Source organism: Sphingopyxis sp. PET50 (assembly GCF_025244705.1).
Classification (GTDB): domain Bacteria; phylum Pseudomonadota; class Alphaproteobacteria; order Sphingomonadales; family Sphingomonadaceae; genus Sphingopyxis.
The window spans coordinates 987,462-1,003,962 of the sequence record NZ_CP104207.1 but is presented as its reverse complement, the minus strand read 5'-3'; the positions used below and the strand labels follow the sequence as shown (position 1 = coordinate 1,003,962).

17 protein-coding genes and 1 pseudogene are annotated in these 16,501 nt (G+C 67.4%); 3 read left to right on the top strand and 15 right to left on the bottom strand.

Annotation, left to right across the window (positions count from 1 at the left end):
- Positions 1-167: 167 nt before the first annotated feature.
- On the bottom strand, positions 168-950 hold the full coding sequence (locus N0A20_RS05195; RefSeq protein ID WP_260582912.1) for an SDR family oxidoreductase: 783 nt from the start codon (positions 948-950) through the stop codon (positions 168-170).
- Positions 951-1,033: 83 nt separating this feature from the next.
- Between N0A20_RS05195 and N0A20_RS05190 the strand changes: the two genes are divergently transcribed.
- Complete coding sequence (locus N0A20_RS05190; protein WP_409574728.1) at positions 1,034-1,486, top strand: TetR/AcrR family transcriptional regulator; 453 nt, start codon at positions 1,034-1,036, stop codon at positions 1,484-1,486.
- Positions 1,401-1,643 (top strand): annotated as a pseudogene (locus tag N0A20_RS20555) (hypothetical protein); the annotation flags it as partial. The gene N0A20_RS05190 and the pseudogene N0A20_RS20555, both read left to right, overlap by 86 nt.
- Here N0A20_RS20555 and N0A20_RS05185 read toward each other — a convergent pair.
- The 11 genes from N0A20_RS05185 to N0A20_RS05135 form a co-directional block, all read right to left on the bottom strand.
- Entirely contained in the window at positions 1,525-2,643 is a 1,119-nt protein-coding gene (locus N0A20_RS05185) for a coniferyl-alcohol dehydrogenase (RefSeq protein WP_409574769.1), read from the bottom strand. The pseudogene N0A20_RS20555 and the gene N0A20_RS05185 overlap by 119 nt on opposite strands.
- 67 nt (positions 2,644-2,710) lie before the next feature.
- Positions 2,711-2,980 (bottom strand): hypothetical protein, encoded by a 270-nt coding sequence (locus N0A20_RS05180; RefSeq protein ID WP_260582909.1) that lies wholly within the window; start codon positions 2,978-2,980, stop codon positions 2,711-2,713.
- Positions 2,916-3,425 (bottom strand): hypothetical protein, encoded by a 510-nt coding sequence (locus N0A20_RS05175; RefSeq protein ID WP_260583829.1) that lies wholly within the window; start codon positions 3,423-3,425, stop codon positions 2,916-2,918. The genes N0A20_RS05180 and N0A20_RS05175 overlap by 65 nt, the downstream gene beginning before the upstream one ends.
- The gene (locus N0A20_RS05170; RefSeq protein ID WP_260582908.1) at positions 3,310-3,765 is read right to left on the bottom strand and encodes a phosphotransferase; all 456 of its coding nucleotides are present in this window, start codon (positions 3,763-3,765) and stop codon (positions 3,310-3,312) included. Before N0A20_RS05170 ends, N0A20_RS05175 begins: the two co-directional genes overlap by 116 nt.
- Positions 3,762-4,109, bottom strand: coding sequence for a hypothetical protein (locus N0A20_RS05165; protein WP_260582907.1), 348 nt, complete (start codon positions 4,107-4,109; stop codon positions 3,762-3,764). Before N0A20_RS05165 ends, N0A20_RS05170 begins: the two co-directional genes overlap by 4 nt.
- 132 nt (positions 4,110-4,241) lie before the next feature.
- A complete protein-coding gene (locus tag N0A20_RS05160) occupies positions 4,242-6,023 on the bottom strand; it encodes a CoA transferase (RefSeq protein WP_260582906.1) in 1,782 nt (593 codons plus the stop codon).
- Positions 6,004-6,441 (bottom strand): CoA transferase, encoded by a 438-nt coding sequence (locus N0A20_RS05155; protein ID WP_260582905.1) that lies wholly within the window; start codon positions 6,439-6,441, stop codon positions 6,004-6,006. Before N0A20_RS05155 ends, N0A20_RS05160 begins: the two co-directional genes overlap by 20 nt.
- A gap of 5 nt (positions 6,442-6,446) precedes the next feature.
- Positions 6,447-6,872, bottom strand: a complete 426-nt coding sequence (locus N0A20_RS05150) for a Zn-ribbon domain-containing OB-fold protein (protein WP_260582904.1) — start codon at positions 6,870-6,872, stop codon at positions 6,447-6,449.
- A gap of 5 nt (positions 6,873-6,877) precedes the next feature.
- Entirely contained in the window at positions 6,878-8,095 is a 1,218-nt protein-coding gene (locus tag N0A20_RS05145; RefSeq protein ID WP_260582903.1) for a thiolase C-terminal domain-containing protein, read from the bottom strand.
- 68 nt (positions 8,096-8,163) lie between these two features.
- Entirely contained in the window at positions 8,164-9,276 is a 1,113-nt protein-coding gene (locus N0A20_RS05140; protein WP_260582902.1) for an alpha/beta fold hydrolase, read from the bottom strand.
- A gap of 111 nt (positions 9,277-9,387) precedes the next feature.
- Positions 9,388-10,122, bottom strand: coding sequence for a FadR/GntR family transcriptional regulator (locus N0A20_RS05135; RefSeq protein WP_260582901.1), 735 nt, complete (start codon positions 10,120-10,122; stop codon positions 9,388-9,390).
- A 197-nt stretch (positions 10,123-10,319) separates the two neighbouring features.
- On the opposite strand from N0A20_RS05135, the gene N0A20_RS05130 reads away from it, so the two are divergent.
- Entirely contained in the window at positions 10,320-11,435 is a 1,116-nt protein-coding gene (locus tag N0A20_RS05130) for an amidohydrolase family protein (RefSeq protein ID WP_260582900.1), read from the top strand.
- Between the two features lie 167 nt (positions 11,436-11,602).
- Here the strand turns inward: N0A20_RS05130 and N0A20_RS05125 are convergent, their stop codons facing one another.
- From N0A20_RS05125 to N0A20_RS05115, 3 genes are all read right to left on the bottom strand, one after another.
- The gene (locus N0A20_RS05125; protein ID WP_260582899.1) at positions 11,603-12,853 is read right to left on the bottom strand and encodes an MFS transporter; all 1,251 of its coding nucleotides are present in this window, start codon (positions 12,851-12,853) and stop codon (positions 11,603-11,605) included.
- Positions 12,854-12,946: 93 nt separating this feature from the next.
- Positions 12,947-15,358 carry a TonB-dependent receptor gene (locus N0A20_RS05120; protein ID WP_260582898.1) on the bottom strand — a complete coding sequence of 804 codons (2,412 nt, stop codon included), beginning with the start codon at positions 15,356-15,358 and terminating at the stop codon, positions 12,947-12,949.
- Positions 15,359-15,445: 87 nt separating this feature from the next.
- A complete protein-coding gene (locus tag N0A20_RS05115; RefSeq protein ID WP_260582897.1) occupies positions 15,446-16,498 on the bottom strand; it encodes a DUF2889 domain-containing protein in 1,053 nt (350 codons plus the stop codon).
- Between the last annotated feature and the right edge of the window lie 3 nt (positions 16,499-16,501).

The window sequence follows — 16,501 nt, the reverse complement described above, 5'->3', positions numbered from 1 at the left end:
AGACCTGCGTCGATTCCCCGAGCGAAGACGAGGGGCCATGCCGAGCGCAGTCGAGGCAGCAAGGGTGCAGGTTCTCGCTCCGCTCGAACGAGCCCCTCGCCTTCGCTCGGGGATTCGGATGTTTTCCGGCGGGTTGCGACGAGTTTCGGACATCGGATGCAATCGGCTCAACCCGCAACCGCCTTCGCGCCCTCGGGCACGCCGACCTGCGCGGCGCGGACTTCGATCAGGTCGACGCCGATGTCGGCGGGCAAGCCGATCACCGACAGCAGCGCCTGCGCCATGGACTCGGGCGTCGCCCCCTCGCCGGTCATCGACGCATGGCCCGTTTCGACGATCTTCCTGTAGAAGGCGGCGACGGTCTCCTGCGACCAGCTCTTGCCGCCCGAACCGCCCTTGACCGAACCCGAGCGCAGCACCGTGAAGCGGATGTCCTCGCTGCGCAGTTCGTCGCGCAGGCCGTGGCAGAGGGTTTCGACCGCCGCCTTGGTCGCGGCGTAGAGCGCGAGCATCGGGAAGGGCATGTTCACCGACTCGCTGCTGATCGCGATCACCTGCCCCTTGGTCCGGCGCAGGTGCGGGATCGCGGCGCGGACGAGCCAGGCGACGCCGAGGATGTTGATGTCGATATGGCTGCGGATCATCGCGTCGCTGCCATGTTCAAAGGCGAAAGGGTGGAAGATCGCGGCGTTTGCCACGACGACGTCGATGCGGCCGAAATGGTCGGCGGTCCGCGCGATGGCGGCGTTCACGGCATCCGACGAGGCGACGTCGCAGGCGATCGGCAGCACCGCATCGCCGAAATCGGCGGCGAGCGTGTCATACTCTTCGGACGGGCGCGCGAGGCAGGCGACGCGCGCGCCCGCCGCGACCAGCGCGGCGACGAAATGCCGCCCCATTCCCTTCGATGCGCCGGTGACGACCGCGACCTTGCCGCTCAGCCTTTCCATCCCGAATCCCCTGATTTCCGTTCTTTTCGTTTCATTTTTGACGATACGTCAATTTTTTGCCATATCGCAAGCCCGCTGTTAGGATGGCGGACGAAAACCGGGGCAGGATCATCTATTTGGCGCAGACACAGGCAATCAAGACGGCGGAAATCGCTCCCGACGCGGGCGGGCGCAAGCTGGGCGCGAAGGGGCAGCGGACCCGGCAGCAGCTGATCGAGGCGACGGTGGCGCTGCTCGAAACGCATGGCCTGCGCGACGTGTCGGTGGTCGATGTCGCGCGCGCGGCGCAGACCTCGCCCGCGACCTTCTATGTCTATTTCAAGGGAGTGCCCGAGGCGGTGCTGGCGGCGCTCGAACATGCGAGCCAGACCTCGCTCGGCGCTGGAGGCGATCATCGCGCGCGACTGGCTGGCGCCGGGCGCCGAGAAGGCCGCGGCGGCGTTCGTCGAGGAATATACCGGCATCTGGAACCGCAACCGGACGATCTTCGTCGTGCGCAACCTGGCGGCCGAGGAAGGCGACAAGCGTTTCTATGAAGCGCGGATGACGCAGGCGCGGCCGATGATGGACGCGATCAGCGAGCAAGTGATCCGCGCGCAGGCGGCGGGGCGCACGCCCGCGAACCTGTCGCCGCGGTCGTGCGCGGGCACGATATTGATGATCCTCGAGCGCTTGTCGGCGATCGGGCCGATGAGCAGCCATTCGGACGGGGTCGGCTATGCGGATCTGAAGGCGGCGGCGGCGCATAGTATCGCGATGATGCTGGGGGCGCGGGGCTGATCCCTCCTCCCTCCCGCAGGCGGGAGGGGTCGGAGGTGGGCCGGCTGACGGTGCAATGGCCCACCCCGCTGCGACTAGCGAGCAAGCTCGCAAGTCTCGCTGCCCCTCCCGCTTGCGGAAGGGGGATATTCACGCGCCCGCCGCCTCGGCGATCATCTTCTGGATGTCGAGCACGCCCGTCGCGAGGCCGCCCGCGAGGCCGGCTGTCGACCGGCAGGCACACCCCGCTGATGAAGCTCGCCGCATCGCTGTTGAGCAGGATCAGCGGCAGCGCCTGTTCCTCGGCGGTCGAATAGCGCCCCTTGGCCTTGGCGAAGGCGCCGAGCACCGCGTCGCCCGCGACCTTGCGGAACTCGCCGAGCATCGGGGTGTCGATCGGGCTGGGCATGGTGCAGTTGATGCGGATGTCGCGGGCGATCAGGTCGGGCGCGCGCACCTGCGTCCAGGTGTTGATCGCTTCCTTGGCGAGGCTGTAGGGGTCGCCGACCTCTTCGGCGCGGTCCAGATACCATTGGCGCGCCGCGGCGAAATCCTCGATCGCGATGAATTCGCGAAGCAGCGGCTGGCGCGTCAGCCATTTCATGCCGCCGAGCGACGAGACCGAAACGATCGCGGCGCCGGGGTTGAGGTGCGGAATCCAGCCCTCGGTCCAGGCGCGGATGCCGAGGAAGTTGACGGTGACGACATCCTCGCCGGGAAAGGTCTGCGGCAGGCCCGAGACGTTGAACACGGCGTCGATCGTGCCGCCGATGCTCGCGATGCCCGCGGCGATCGCGTCGGGATCCTTGAGGTCGACGGTGGTGAAGCTCGCGAGGTTCACCGGCGAGGGCTTGATGTCGGCGCCATGGACCTCCGCGCCGAGGTCGACGAGCGCGCGCGCGCACGCCTCGCCGGTGCCCGAGAAGCAGCCCATCACGACGACGCGCTTGCCCTTGTAGCCCAGAATATCCTTTGCCATGTCTCTCAACCTTTCCCGATTTCTATTGCAGCGGTGCGAATTTCGTCGGTGCGAGGCCGCCCATCGCATCGGCCATCAGCGCCGCCTCGCGCACCTCGTGCGCGTTGCAGAGGATGATCGCGGCGTCGGTCGCGATGCGGCCCTCCGCGACAGCGTCGCGGAAGGCGGCCCAGGCGGTGCGACAGTCCGGAAAAACGAGCGCCAGCGCGGCTTCGATCTCGGCCTTTTCAGCGGCGTGGAAACCGGGCTCGAAGCGTTCGATCGCGCGCCACCATTTGATGAGGCGCGCCATGCCCTTCGCCTTCACCGCCGCCTGCTGGTCGGCGAGGCGCGGGACGATGGTGTCCTTGATGTCGTCGAGCGCGATCGCGAAGCTCCTGTCGTGCGCGCCCGGCGGCGCGTCGGGAAGCGCGACGGCCGTGCAGCCGGACGCCCGCCGCGTCGGCGAGCGCCTCCGACAGGACGCGGCGGTGGATCGTCGAATAAACGAGGTTCATGCCGAGGTTCGGCGGCGGCGGCGCGTCGGGATCGTCGTAGCGCGAGCGGCGCGCGAAGCCGGTCTGGAAGAGCAGGCGCCAGTAGCGCAGCCGCGCGAGATCGACCGGATGCCCGCCCGCCGCCTCATAGGCCGCGAACGCCTGCGGAAGCGGCACGAAGCCCTGGAAGAGCATCCGCAGGCAGAGCATCGCGAGATCGGCCATCGGGTCGCCGTAATGGACGAGTTCCCAGTCGAGCAGCGCGGTGACGCGGCCCTCTTCGTAGAGGAAATTGCCGGGGCTGGCTGTCGCCGTGGACGATGACCGGCGCGGGCATGTTCGCGGGGATGTTCGCCTCCAGCCAGTTCAGCGACAGGTGGATCAGCGGGTCCCACGCCTTGCCTTCGTTGCCCGCGCGCAGCCCGGCGATGCGGCGGCGGATGAAGATGTCGGCGGATTCCACCGGCCCCATGCCCTCGACCGGGTTCGCCGCGACGTCGATGCGGTGGAGCGCGGCGAGCTGGCCCATGAAATCGGCGGCGAGCGTGTCGCGCTGCCCGGAGTCGGCGATGGCACCGAAGCGGTCCTTGCCGGACATCATGCCGCAGACGAGCGCGCGCTGATCGGGGACCGCGGCGTAGAAGGGCGCGACACGGACGCCAGCATGCCGGCGAGCGGTCCCGAAAGCGCGCGCAGCACCGCGGCCTCGCGCAGGAAGGCGGCATCATCGCCCGCCCCCGCCTTGTGGACGTCGTAGTTCATATAAGCGCTGGCGGCGCGGCCGTCGGGCCATAGGAGGTCGAGCTCAGCGCCCTCGCGCGAGGCGCCGCCGCCGCCGCGCGGGCGGACCGCGACGATATGCGCGCCGCTGGCGGTTTCGACCGCAGCGGCGAGGCCGGGGGGAGGAGATGGTGCGGATTGGTCACGCTGATCGCGCCTTCCCACCCCTGTCCGATTCCCCGAGCGAAGACGAGGGGCTTTGCCGAGCGAAGTCGAGGCCGCGACGCGGCGGTTCTCGCTGCGCTCGAACGGGCCCCTCGTCTTCGCTCGGGGAATCGGAACTGTTAAATGTCACGGCTAGCCCACGATCTTCGCTTCGCGGAACCCGGCGATCTCTTCGTCCGAATAGCCGATCTCGCGCAGTATCTCGTCGCTATGCTCGCCGACGGCGGGGCAGCAGCGCTTGAAGACGACCGGCGTCTCGCCGAAATTCCAGAAGGCGCCGGGCTGCTCGACGATGCCGTAGAGCGGCTGCGGCAGGACCGAGATCAGGTTGAGTTCGCGGTTCAGCGGATCGTCGAAGAAGCGGTGCATCGCATTTTCGAAATTGACCGCATCGGCGGGAGCGCCCGCGGCTTCGAGAGCGGCGAGCAGATCGGCGGCGTTACGCGCCTTCGCGCCGGCCTCGAAATCCTCGCCGAGCAGATTGGCGAGCGCGGCCTGCTGCTCGGGCTTGTGCGCGGCGACCGCCACCCAAGCACCATCGGCGCATTGGTAGATGCGGTGCCAGGGTGAAAAGCCCGTCTGGTCGCTGGTCAGGTGCCAGGTTTCGGTGAGCTCGCCGTCGGCGCCGATCAGCCGCTCGCCCTGGGTGAAGGCGGCCATGCCGAGCAGCGAGGTCTGCGTCGTGTAGCCGCGGCCGCTGGTGCGTTTCGCATAGAGCGAGGCCATCAGCGCGACGAGGCAGCTTTGCGCGGTCGAGACATCCATCGTGCCGGGGCGGTTGAACACCGGGCGGTTGCCCTCGCCCGCATTCTCGAACTCCCAGCCGACGAGCGCGTTGAAGATCGAGTCATAGCCCGGCCAGTTGCCGCGATTGCCGCGCTGGCCATAGGCGCTGGCATAGTTGAAGGCGACGTCGGGCTTGGCGGCGCGGATGCCCGCTTCGCTGAGGCCGAGCTTCGCGGCGCCCTTGAAGCGCATATTATGGTGGACGAGCTCGGCCCACTGGATGAGGCGTTCGAGGATCGGCTGCGCCTCGGGCCGGGTGAGGTCGAGCGCGAGGCTGCGCTTGCTGCGCGCCGCGGCCTGATAATAGCGGTGCATGAAGCGGATGCGGTCGCCGGTCAGCGCCTCGACCTTGATCACGTTCGCGCCCATGTCGCCCATCATCGACGGGCCCATCGGCCCGGCGAGGAACATGCCGAGGTCGAGGATGCGGACGCCCGCGAGGACTTCGGCGGGTGCGGTTCCGGGCGCGGGTGCGGCCTTGGCGGGCCAGGCCGCGTCGCTGCCTTCGCCAAGGCGCGGCGCCGGGCGGCCCTGCGGCAGGTCGGCGTCGCTGTGGAAGGGGGTGTTGGGCTGGCGCGTCGGGCCGAGGTCGGGATCGTCGACCTCGATGACATAGGCGTTCGCCTCGACATCCTCGTGGCGCAGAACTTCGCCCATCGGAAAGGCGGGTTCGGCGGCGATGTCGGCGGCGCGCAGGTCGGCGAGCCAGTTTGCGAGCGGGCGGCGTTTGAAGGCGGCCGCCTGGCCGGCCTCGGTTTCGAGATCGACCTCGGTTTCGGCCATCACGTCCCACATGGTGGGCATGGTGGCGTAGTCGAACTGGCGGGTCGGATCCATGATCTGGAGCCAGTCGCCGTCCTTGCACTGGAAAAGCTGCTGCGCGATCGCGCGCGGCTTGTCGGGCGGATAGGTGACCGGGTTCGGCATCGGTCCTTCGCTGTTGCGCGCCCAGACGAGCGGCAGCGTCGCGAGGAAACCCTGGAAGATCGAGGTATGCGCGGCCCCGCCCTTCCCGCTTTGCAGCCGCATGACGAGGCGCGCGAGCAGGCCGGCGGCGGCGAGGTGGGCGGCGGACCAGCTGCCCTGGCGGTAGCGGTAGACGATCGGGCTAGGCGCGATGGCCGTCATTCTCGTATAGCGCGCCGACGCGCGCGGCGACGAGCAGGTCGTCGTCGCTGCGTTCGACGTCGGGATGGTTCGCGGGCGATCCGGTGATCGCGGTGACGACGAGGTGCGGGTGGCGCGCCGCGAGGCTCGCGTCGTCGAGGCCGAGCGCGCTGGCCCGCGACGGGGTGAACTGGTGGAGCAGCGCGTCGGCGCCGGCGAGACGATCGTCGAGCGCGGCCAGCCCCCCGGGCGTGTCGAGATCGAGGACGACGCTTTTCTTGCCGCGGTTCCAGTTGGCGAAGGGCGCGGTGCCGCGCGCGGGGTCGCCGCCCGGACGCTCGACCTTCAGCACATCGGCACCGAGTTCGGACAGCATCAGCCCGGCGACCTGGACCGCCATGCCCTGCCCGATCTCGACGATGCGAAGGTCGCCCAGCACCCGCGTCAGGCCTTGAAGTTGGGGAGGACCCAGCCGTCCTGGATCGGGGTCCAGTCGACGCTGACCTTCATCCCGATATGGACCTGCTCGGCATCGCAGCCCGAAACGTTCGCGTTGAGGCGCGTGCCCGGCGCGCCGTCGAGATCGACGACGACGGGGACATAGACATAATCCTCGCCATTCTTCGGATTCTTGTTGCAGATCGCGAAGCTGAAGATCGTCGCGGTGCCGGGGAGCGTCGGCCAGTTCTTGGCGCGGCTGCCGCATTCGGGGCAGACCGCGGTCGGCGGCATGCGGAAATGACCGCATTCGCTGCACTGGCAGGCGGTCAGCCGGCCCTCCTTCGCCGCCTGCCAGAAGGGCTCGGTATCGGGGTTGGTGGTGATGCGGATCTGGTCGCCGGGGAGCGCGCGGGCGGGGCCATAGGTCATGTCGGTCAGTCCTTGCGCAGGATGAGGCTGGAGACGGGGAGCGACGCCGGACCGCCCGAGACGAGCGCGAATTCGGCGTCCCGGACCTGGTTGATCGCGGTGCCGCGCACCTGTTCGACGCCCTCGACGATGTGGGTCATGCCGATGATATAGGCTTCGTTGAGATTGCCGCCGTGGGTGTTCACCGGCACGCCGCCGTTCACGCCCCTGCCGGTCGCGGGATCGTAGCGCAGCTTGCCCGCGAGGACATAGTCGTTGCCCTCGCCCTTTTCGCAGAAGCCGTAATCCTCGAGCTGCATCAGCACCATCGGGCTGAAATGATCGTAGATCAGCGCGACATCCATGTCCTTCGCGGTCAGGCCCGATTGCGCCCAGACGCGGTCGGCGGTGAACTTGTGGCCCGAGCTCGCGAAGTGCGGGTCGGGCATGCCCATCCAGGCGAAGGCGCGGCCCCATTCGCGCTGGCCGCCATGCGCGGCGGCGTGGACGATGGCGGGCTTGTGGCGGCAGTCGCGAGCGCGGTCCATCGTCGTCGTGATGACCGCGACCGCGCCGTCGGTTTCGAGGCAGAAATCGAGGCGGCGCAACGGATCGGCGAGCATCACCGAGGCGTCGTACTGTTCCTTGGTCAGCGGCTCCTTGCGCACCGCCTTGGGGCGGTTGTGGGTGTTGGCGCGCGTCGCCATCACCACCTCGCCGAAGGCGTCCTGCGTGGTGCCGTAGAGGTGCATGTGACGGCGCGCGAGCACCGACATCAGATGGCCGGGACCGACGAGGCCCGAAGGCTGGAGGAAGCTGTTTTCGGGATTGGGCGCCGCCGCGCCGAAGACGACGCCGAGGCGATGCTGCGGCAATTGCTGCAGCGCCATCAGCGTCACCGAATAAGTGCAATCCTCGTTCATCAGCCCTGCGGTCGCGAGGCCGATCGCGCCGGGGCAGCCGCCGCCGCCGCTGGTCAGCGTCGCCGACCAGTTGATGTGCGGCATACCCAATGTTTCCATCAGCGACGCCGTGTCGAACTTGTCGAGATAGCCCGCGCCCGCGGTCGAATAATAGGAGAAACCGTCGATCTGCTTGTGGCTGATCCCCGCATCGGCGCAGGCGTTCATGATCGCCTCGGCCGCCATGTCGTTGATCGTGCGCGGCCAGCTTTTGCCCCGCACATAATAGTCGGTCGCCCCGACCCCCACGATCGCGCATTTGTCCTGATTGACCCAGGCCATCCGCCTCTCCTCCGATTCTAGTTATATAACTAGGTTGGATATGATGCTGGCGGCTGCTTGTCCAGCCGTCAAGCGAAATGGAGTTTGCGATATTTGCCGCGGAAGTAGAGCAAGGGGTCGCGGCGCGGCTCGAAGATGGCTTTCAGGACGCGGCCGACGAGGATGAAATGGTCGCCGCCGTCGTGCACCGCGTCGCGCGCGCATTCGAAGCTCGACAGCGAACCGGTGAGCACCGGCGTGCCATATTCGCCGACCTCCCACGGGGTGAGGCCGAAGCGGTCCTCGCCCTTGCCCGCGAAGCGGTTCGAGGTCGGCTGCTGGCCGATCTGCAGCACATTGACCGCGAAGCGTTCGGCGGTGCGCAGATAGTCGGCGCTGCCCGAACTGTTGGCGATGCAGACGAGCAGCAGGGGCGGGTCGAGCGACACCGAGGTGAAGCTGTTCGCGGTCAGCCCCACCGGGCTGCCGTCAGGGCAGATGGCGGTGACGACGGTGACGCCGGTCGCGAAGCAGCCGAGCGCGTCGCGGAAGGTGCGCGCGTCGCTGCCCGCGCGAAACTCGGGCGAGCCGCGCGGCGCGCGGCGTTCGAGAAAGTCGATGAGGTAACCGCCGAGCGCGTCGGCGCGGTCGTCGGTGACGACGAGCGCGCTGTTCTCGACCTCGACCAGCTCGCCATCGGGAAGCTGGGCGACGAAGGCGGCGGCATCGCCTTGCGAGACGAGTTCGCTGATCGCGCCGCGCACGTAAAGCGTCGGCAGCGCGATCTTGGCGGCGACGCCGTCGAGCCGGTCGGCCATGGCGGCCGTATCGAGCGTGTCGAACAGGCGCACGTCCCATTGCGCCTGTCCCGGCGCGAGGGTGGCGGCTTCGCGCAGCCGATCGCCGACGCGCCGCGCGAGCGCGGGATCGACCTGCACCGGCAGATCGACGAGCACGAGGCCCGAGGCGAGCACGGCGGCGTCGCGTTCGAGCGCGGCGCTGGCGATCCAGCCGCCCAATGTCGAGGCGACGACGACCGGGCGCGTCCCCATCTGCGCGAGCACGGCGCGCAGATCCTCGACCAAAGCCTCGAAATCGTAGCGCGCATCCTCGGGCCATTCGCTGCCGCCGTGGCCGCGCAGGTCGAGGCTGATGACGCGGCGGCCCGCCTGTTCGAGCGCATTGGCGACGCCGCTCCACACCGCGCGGGTCTGGCTAGGCGCCGTGGACGAGCAGCACCGCGGGATCGTTTTCGGCGCCGATCACCTCGGCCTCGAGCCGGACACCCGCGAAACCCCGATATTCGACGATGCTCATGCCTGATCCCTCTTCGCCGCATCGCCGGGATGCAGCCATATATCGAACTGGTCCGACCGCCGCCGCATCATCAGCCGCGCGATGTCGGGATCGCCGTCGATGATGGCCGTACACAGGCTGCGCTGCAGGGCGCGCGTGCGTTCGCGGCGGTCGGGATCGGCGTAAAGGTCGCTGCCCTCCTCGTCGAGCCCGAAGCTGTAGCCGATCTCCATGATCAGTTCGATCACCGGATTACCGCTCATCGCCGAGATCAGCCGCGCCATCTCGACCTCGGCGGCGATCAGCTCGCGCGGGGTATCGCGCGCGTCGATCGCGGCGACGAAGGCCCGCAGCCGCTCGCGGTCGTCGGCGCTCCGGCGCTCGGCCGCCGCGACCGCCGCCTCTTCCCATATCGGGCGCGTGACCTGGACGACGTCGCTCAGCCGGGCGCCCTTGATGCGCAGGAAGCGCGCGAGCGACTGGATCGCGTCGCGCGCGTCGGGACGCTCGGCATAATAGCCGCCCTGCGCGCCACGGCGGATGCTGATCAGGCGATCGCGTTCGACGAGCTTCGCAGCCTGGCGCAGCGTCGGACGGCTGACCCCGAAGCGCGCGATGAGGTCGTCCTCGGCGCCAAGGTGCGTGCCGGGATCGACCGCGAGGCTGAGCTGCGAGAGCTGGCGGGCAGTACGGCTGGCCAGCGTTTCCGAACCCTCTCCCCTCACCCGTTCGTGCTGAGCTTGTCGAAGCACCGTTCTTCCTTTCGAGGCCCAAAGACAGGACGGCCCTTCGACAAGCTCAGGGCGAACGGAAATTGGGCATTTGCGTTCAATTAGATATCTATTTATGCGCCAAGATGTACATTGTCCATCCCATACAGCTCTTGACTTATATAACTAGGTATCTTTTAATCGCGCAAAGACCGACAGCGAGTCGAGAGGAGACTGCCATGAAGCCCTTTGTGTTCAGCGCCGACAGCCACATCATGGAACCGGCCGACATCTTTCTCGACGGCCTGCCCGCATCGCTCAAGGACCATGCGATCCACGCCCGCAAGGAGGGCGAATATCTGATCACCGGCACCAAGGACAAGATCATCTATCGCCTGCGCGTCGGGCAGCATCGCGAGAAGGAACTGGGCGACGCGCAGCGCCGCGGCATCCGCGAAATCCCCGGCAGGCTCGAGGATATGGAGCTGGAAGGAATCGACGCCGAAATCTGTTTCCCCTCGCTCGGCCTGTGGCTCTATTGCCTCGACGATCCCGAGGCCGAAGCGGCGTCGGCGCGGCTCTACAACGACTGGAACGACAGCTTCCTGGGCGGGCATCCGAACCGCTTCGTGCGCTGCGGGATGCTGCCGGTGCTCGATTTCTCGAACACGCTCGCCGAACTCGAGTATCTGGCGGCGAAGGGCTTTACCGCGGCGATGCTGCCGGCCACGACCCCGCCGGGACTGCCCAAGTACAACAACGAAGCCTGGGATCCGATCTTCGCCAGGGCGGCGGCGCTGGGCATCGTGTTCGTGATGCACACCGGCACCGGCCTCGAAAGCGTCATCGTCGAGCGCGGACCGGGTGCGGGGATCATCAACTACACCAACCAGATGAACGACGCGCAGCACAGCGTCATGTATCTGACCGTCGGCGGGGTACTCGACCGCAATCCGGGCGCGAAGGTCGCCTTCATCGAGAGCGGCGCGAGCTGGCTCGTCGCGCTCGCCGAGCGGATGGACGAGGTGTCGGTCGCGCATGCGAACTTCGTCTTCCCGAAACTGACGCGTTCGCCGAGCCAGATCGTCGACGACCAGATATGGGCCAGCTTCCAGCACGACCGCGCGTGCATCGCCTCGGCGGCGGCGGGGCTGCCGGGGGCGAAGAATGTGATGTGGGGGTCGGACTATCCGCACGCCGAGGGCACCTTCCCGATCAGTCGGCGGATCGTCGACGAGCTGTTCGAGGGGATGGAGGTTAGCGACGAGGTACGGCGGAATATCCTGGGGCTGAACGCCGCGCGGCTGTTCGGGGTGACGCCCGAGGTGGCGACGAGCGAGCGGGTGGCGGCCTGACCCCCTCCCGTAAACGGGAGGGGTTGTGAGACCTGGTCCGGCGTAGCCGGGCCTTTGGTCGAGCGGGGTGGGCATTTGCCAACCTTGCGGACCAGCCCACCCCGCTGCAACTAGCGAACAAGTTCGCAAGTTTCGCTGCCCCTCCCGCTTGCGGGAGGGGTTTTGCGTTACTCCTCCAGCGGTTTCGCGGTCCTACCCGCCATGATCGCCGCAATGCCGCCGACGAGCAGGCAGCAGGACAGGATCGCCAGCGACGGCTGCAGCGACAATTCGCCATAGCCGGGCGTGAAGGCCTTGCTGAGATAGCCGGCGACCGTGCCGCCGAGCCCGACCCCCGCCAGCCCGATGAACATGTTGATCGTCGCCGACATCATCGCGCGCATCTGCACCGGCACCTGCGCGAAGCAGAGCGCGATGATCGGGCCGAGGTGCAATGTCATCATGAACTTCACGACGACGAAGCAGGCGAGCGCGACATAGGCGTTGTCCGCGAGCGCGAAGCCGACCCCGAAGGGGAAACTGACCAGCAGGCCGAGTCCCGCGAACCAGCCGTTGAAGCCGGGCTTCGCCTGGCCGTAGCGGTCGCTGACCCAGCCCGCGACGAGATTGCCGATGACGAGCCCCGCCGCCATCGCGCCGCCGAGCCAGAAGCCGGTTTCGGTCTTGTCCATGCCGTGGACACGCTGGAAGAAGGAGGCGCCCCACAGGATGAAGGCGAAACCGGTGAGCGGCACCATGCAGAGCAGCAGCCCGACCCAGCGCAGCGAGGCGCTGGAGGCCATGGTGCGGAGGACCTCGCCGAGGCTGGTCTGCGGCGGCGCGACCGGTTCGGCGACGCCGCGGCGGCGCGGTTCGGCGGCGAGCAGATAGACGGCGAGCCCGACCGCGATGCCCGGCAGGCCGACGATCAGGAAGACGCTGCGCCAGCCATACCATTGCGACAGCCACCCCGCGAGCGCGAGCCCGCCCGACAGCCCGACGGCATTGGCGGCGAGCATCACCGAGATGATCGTCGTGCGGCGGTCCCTGGGAAAGATGTCGGTGAGCAGCGACATGCCCGCCGGACCCGCCCCGGCTTCGGCCGCCGCCAGGCCGATGCGCGCGAGCAGCATCTGCCAGAAGCTGTGCGCGAAGGCCGAGAGCGCCGTCGCGGCGCTCCAGATCGCGACGCACACCGCGATGACGAGGCGGCGGTCGCCGCGGTCGGCGTAGCGCGCGATCGGAAAGGCGGCGATCGCATAGAAGGCGGCAAAGGCGATGCCGGTGAGCAGCCCGAGCTGGCCGTCGTCGAGCCCGAGTTCGGCCTTGATGTCGTCCTGGAACAGCGTGAAGACTTGGCGGTCGACGTAGCTGAGGATCGCGACGACGACGAGCAGGCCGAGCGTCAGGCCGCGGCGGCTGGAGATTTCCGGAGACATGTGCTTCCTTTCGCGGGGGAACGAAGGTCAAAAAAGAGGGAGGTCCGGCAAGCCGTCCCTCCCCCAATGCTCCAGTGGAGCGCCCTGTGGTCCTCAGAATTTGAAGGTTCCCGTCACACCGTAGCTGCGCGGTTCGTTGTACGAGGTGCCGACGTAGATGTTGCTGAGCAAAAGCGTGTATTGCTGTTCCTGATCGTTGGTCAGGTTCTTGCCCCACAGCGCCAGCTCGAAGTTCTTTTCCGGTCCGAAGCTCAGCGCGACGCGCGCGTTGAGGATGCCGAGCGAACCCGATTGCGCGACAGCCGCGAGCTGTTCCGCCTGCGCGGGGGTGAGGCCGAGGCCGCCCGGCCCGGTCGAGGTAAACATGTTCACCGGAATGTCGATCTGCGGCATCTTGCCCTGCCAAGCATACACGATGTTCGCGTCGAGGCCGACGCCGCCGAAATCCTGGCGGTAATTCGCGCCAACCGAGAATTGCTTCTTGACGATGTCGGCGAGCAGATAGTCGCTCTTGTCGACCGTCACGATCGTCTGGTTCGGCGGCACGCCGTCGAGCGCCTTGCCCTCGTAGCGGGTATATTTGGGATCGGTCAGCGCGCCCGAAGCGAAGAGGGTGAAGCCGTCCACGACCTCGATCGACGCATCGGCCTCCACACCCCAGGTTTCGGTGTCGGCATTTTCGATCACCGTCTGGCTGATGCCGTTGGGGGCGAGCACCGGGCTGCGCTGCGCACCCTTCACCTTGTTGTGATAACCCGCGATGTTGAAGGTGCCGCGCCTGTCGAGGAAGCTGGTCTTGATGCCGACTTCCTGTTCATAGACGATTTCGGGATCCGACGGGATAGAATCCTCAAGCGTCACCGTGCGCAGCTGCATCGCGCCCGAGCGATAGCCCTTGCTGTGCTTCGCATAGACGAGGATGTCCTCGGTCAGGTCATAGTCGAGCCCGATCGTATAGGAGAGGTTGGTGAAGGTCTTTTGCCGCGAGCGCAGGCAGGGCAGCGCCACCGTCGCCGGGGTGCAGCGCGCGAAGACGTCGCTGTTGTCGACGACGTCGCCGGTCTGGGTGATCACGCGCCGGTCGTCGATCGAATAGCGCAGGCCCGCGGTGATGCGGAAGGCGTCGGTCAGTTCGTAGTTGCCCTGGCCGTAGATGCCGAAACTGTCGTTATCGAGCGTGCCCGAGAAGTTCGACCAGTTGGTCAGCCCGACGAATTCGGGCGGCACCGTCGGACCCGCGGCGAATTTGCCGTTGAACAGGTTCGAGCGCGACTGGTCGAAGCCGGTTTCGCGGAAATAGGTGAGGCCCCCGGCGAAGTTGAAGCGGTCGGCGAAGGCGGTGCCGGTCACCTGAAGTTCGGTCGAATACTGTTTCAGATCCTGCGTGCCTTCGGTGAAGTGGTCGGCGAAGCTCGACCCGTCGAGGTCGATGATATTCTCGCTCTGGACACCGCGATAGCCGTTGATCCAGCGGACCTGGCCAAAGCTGGTGTCGAGGATGAATTTGGCGAGATAGGTCTGCGTCTGCGTCTTGTTGAACGGCCCGCGCGGATCGGCGCCGACCACGGCCGACGGCGGCGTCAGCGCGGCGAGATTCGGATTGCCGCCGAAGGCCGCGCGTTCGGCCGCGGCGATCCCGTCGACCACCGGCTTGGCGGGACCGAAGGCGGCAGGCGCATTGAAGAACAGGTTCTGGCGAACCGGACCGTCGATATAGGTGTCGTACCATTCGCCCGACAGGATGATTTCGAGCGTGTCGGTGGGTTTCCAGCCGAGCTTGACGCGGCCGTTCCACGTCTCGCGCCCTTCATATTTGGCGCCGGTGTTGATGTCGGTCTTGTAGCCGTCGCGCTTCTGATAATAGAGCGCGCCGCGGATCGCGAGGCTGTCCGACAGGCCGAGGTTGAGCACCGCCTGGCCGGTGCGCTCGTCGAAGCGGCCATAGGTCGCGCTCACCCGGCCCGAGATCTGGTCGTAGCGCGGGTTGGCGGTCTGGATCAGCACCGCGCCGGCGGAGGTGTTGCGGCCGAAAAGCGTGCCCTGCGGCCCCTTCAGCACCTGCACGCTTTCGACGTCGACCAGTTCGACGTTGAGGCCATAGGCGCGCGCGATGTACATTTCGTCGAGATAGGTGCCGACCGAGGGTTCGAGCGTCGCGATATTGTCGTTCTGGACCTGGCCGCGCATCGCGAGCGAAAAGGCGGTCGGGTTGTTGCCAGCGCCGCGGATGTTGAAGCCGGGGGTGAAGGTCGCGATATCCTCGACCTTGTCGATGCCCTGCTCGGTCAGATTTTCGCCGCTGAAGGCGGTGATCGCGATCGGCGTGTCCTGGATGTTGGCGTTCTGCTTGGTCACGCCGATGACGACGATATCGTCATTCTGATATTCGGTTTCGTCGGCGGGTGCCTTGTCCTGCGCGAAGGCCGGCACCGACGACAGCGCCAACGCGCCGATCGAAACCGCGACGAGCAGCCGGGACGAATCGCGCTTTTGCTTGAAAATCATGGTCAACATCCTCCCCGCGAGGCTTCCTGGCGTCCTCGCTTGGTCAGTTATATAACTAAGTCTAACACGTCAGACAAGTGGATTGCGTCACTTTGCCGCGGAACGCTGAGGAAACCGCGTCAATCGTTGCTTTTCGGCAACATCGCGGCGAGCAGCCGGCACATCGGCCAGCGCGCGCAGCACGTCGTTGAGGTGGGTGCAGCCGATCGTGCCGGCGAGCGTGTCGAGCACCGCCTGGCGGAATTCCGCGACATTCTGCCCCACCATGCGCGCCGCCTTCATCGACGCGCCGGGGCATTCGCGGAACGGGAGGATCAGCGGCAGCGCCTGCAGCGACAGCAGGGTGCCGCTCGCCTCGTCGATTTCGGCATAGACGCGATATTCGTGGATCGCGGTGCGCGTGCCTCCCGGATTGGGGCCGCTGTCCTGGAACCCCGCGTCGACCTTCAGCACCCCCTCGGCGCGCCAGAGGTCGATGCGGCGGGCGCGGCGCGCGAGCGGCCGGCCTTCCTGTTCCGGCATGTCGTGCCATCCGGCGGGGTCGTCGGGATTCACCAGCGGACCGACCTCGGTCGCGGACTGGTCGCTGTGATCGACGCTGCCGTCCTCGGTCAGCGAGCTGCCGCCCTCGGTGAAGCCGGTGCAGATATTGACCATGCGGCCCTTGTTGCCCGCGGTCGACTGGGTGCGGCTCGCGCGCATGCGATCGTGCCAGTCGGGGGTCCAGCGCGACCAGATCCACCCCGCGACGAGGCTGGCCCCGGCGAAATCGTCGAGCAGCTGGAACAGCGGCGTGCCGCGCAGGTCGCCGAGCGTCGCCGCGAGCGCCTGCCGGCTTGCCCCCCCTGCCCGCACGCCCACCATCTCTTGCGCGCGCGCATGATAGGGCGCGACGTCGATTTCCATGATCTCGCGGATCGGCGAGGTGCGGATGCGGAACTCTCCGCCGTCGAGCACGACGGGCTCCCCCGCGACCGGCGTGAGCAGGTCGCGCACGCGGCCCGTCATCATCCACGGCTGGCCGAAACCCTCGGGCCAGTCGGAATCGATCGAACTGGTGCGGCGGATCGACCCCGGGCGGCGGAGCGGCGCGGGGCCCGCCGACTGGCGCGCGAAGGGAAATTGCTGGGGAGCGTTCAAATC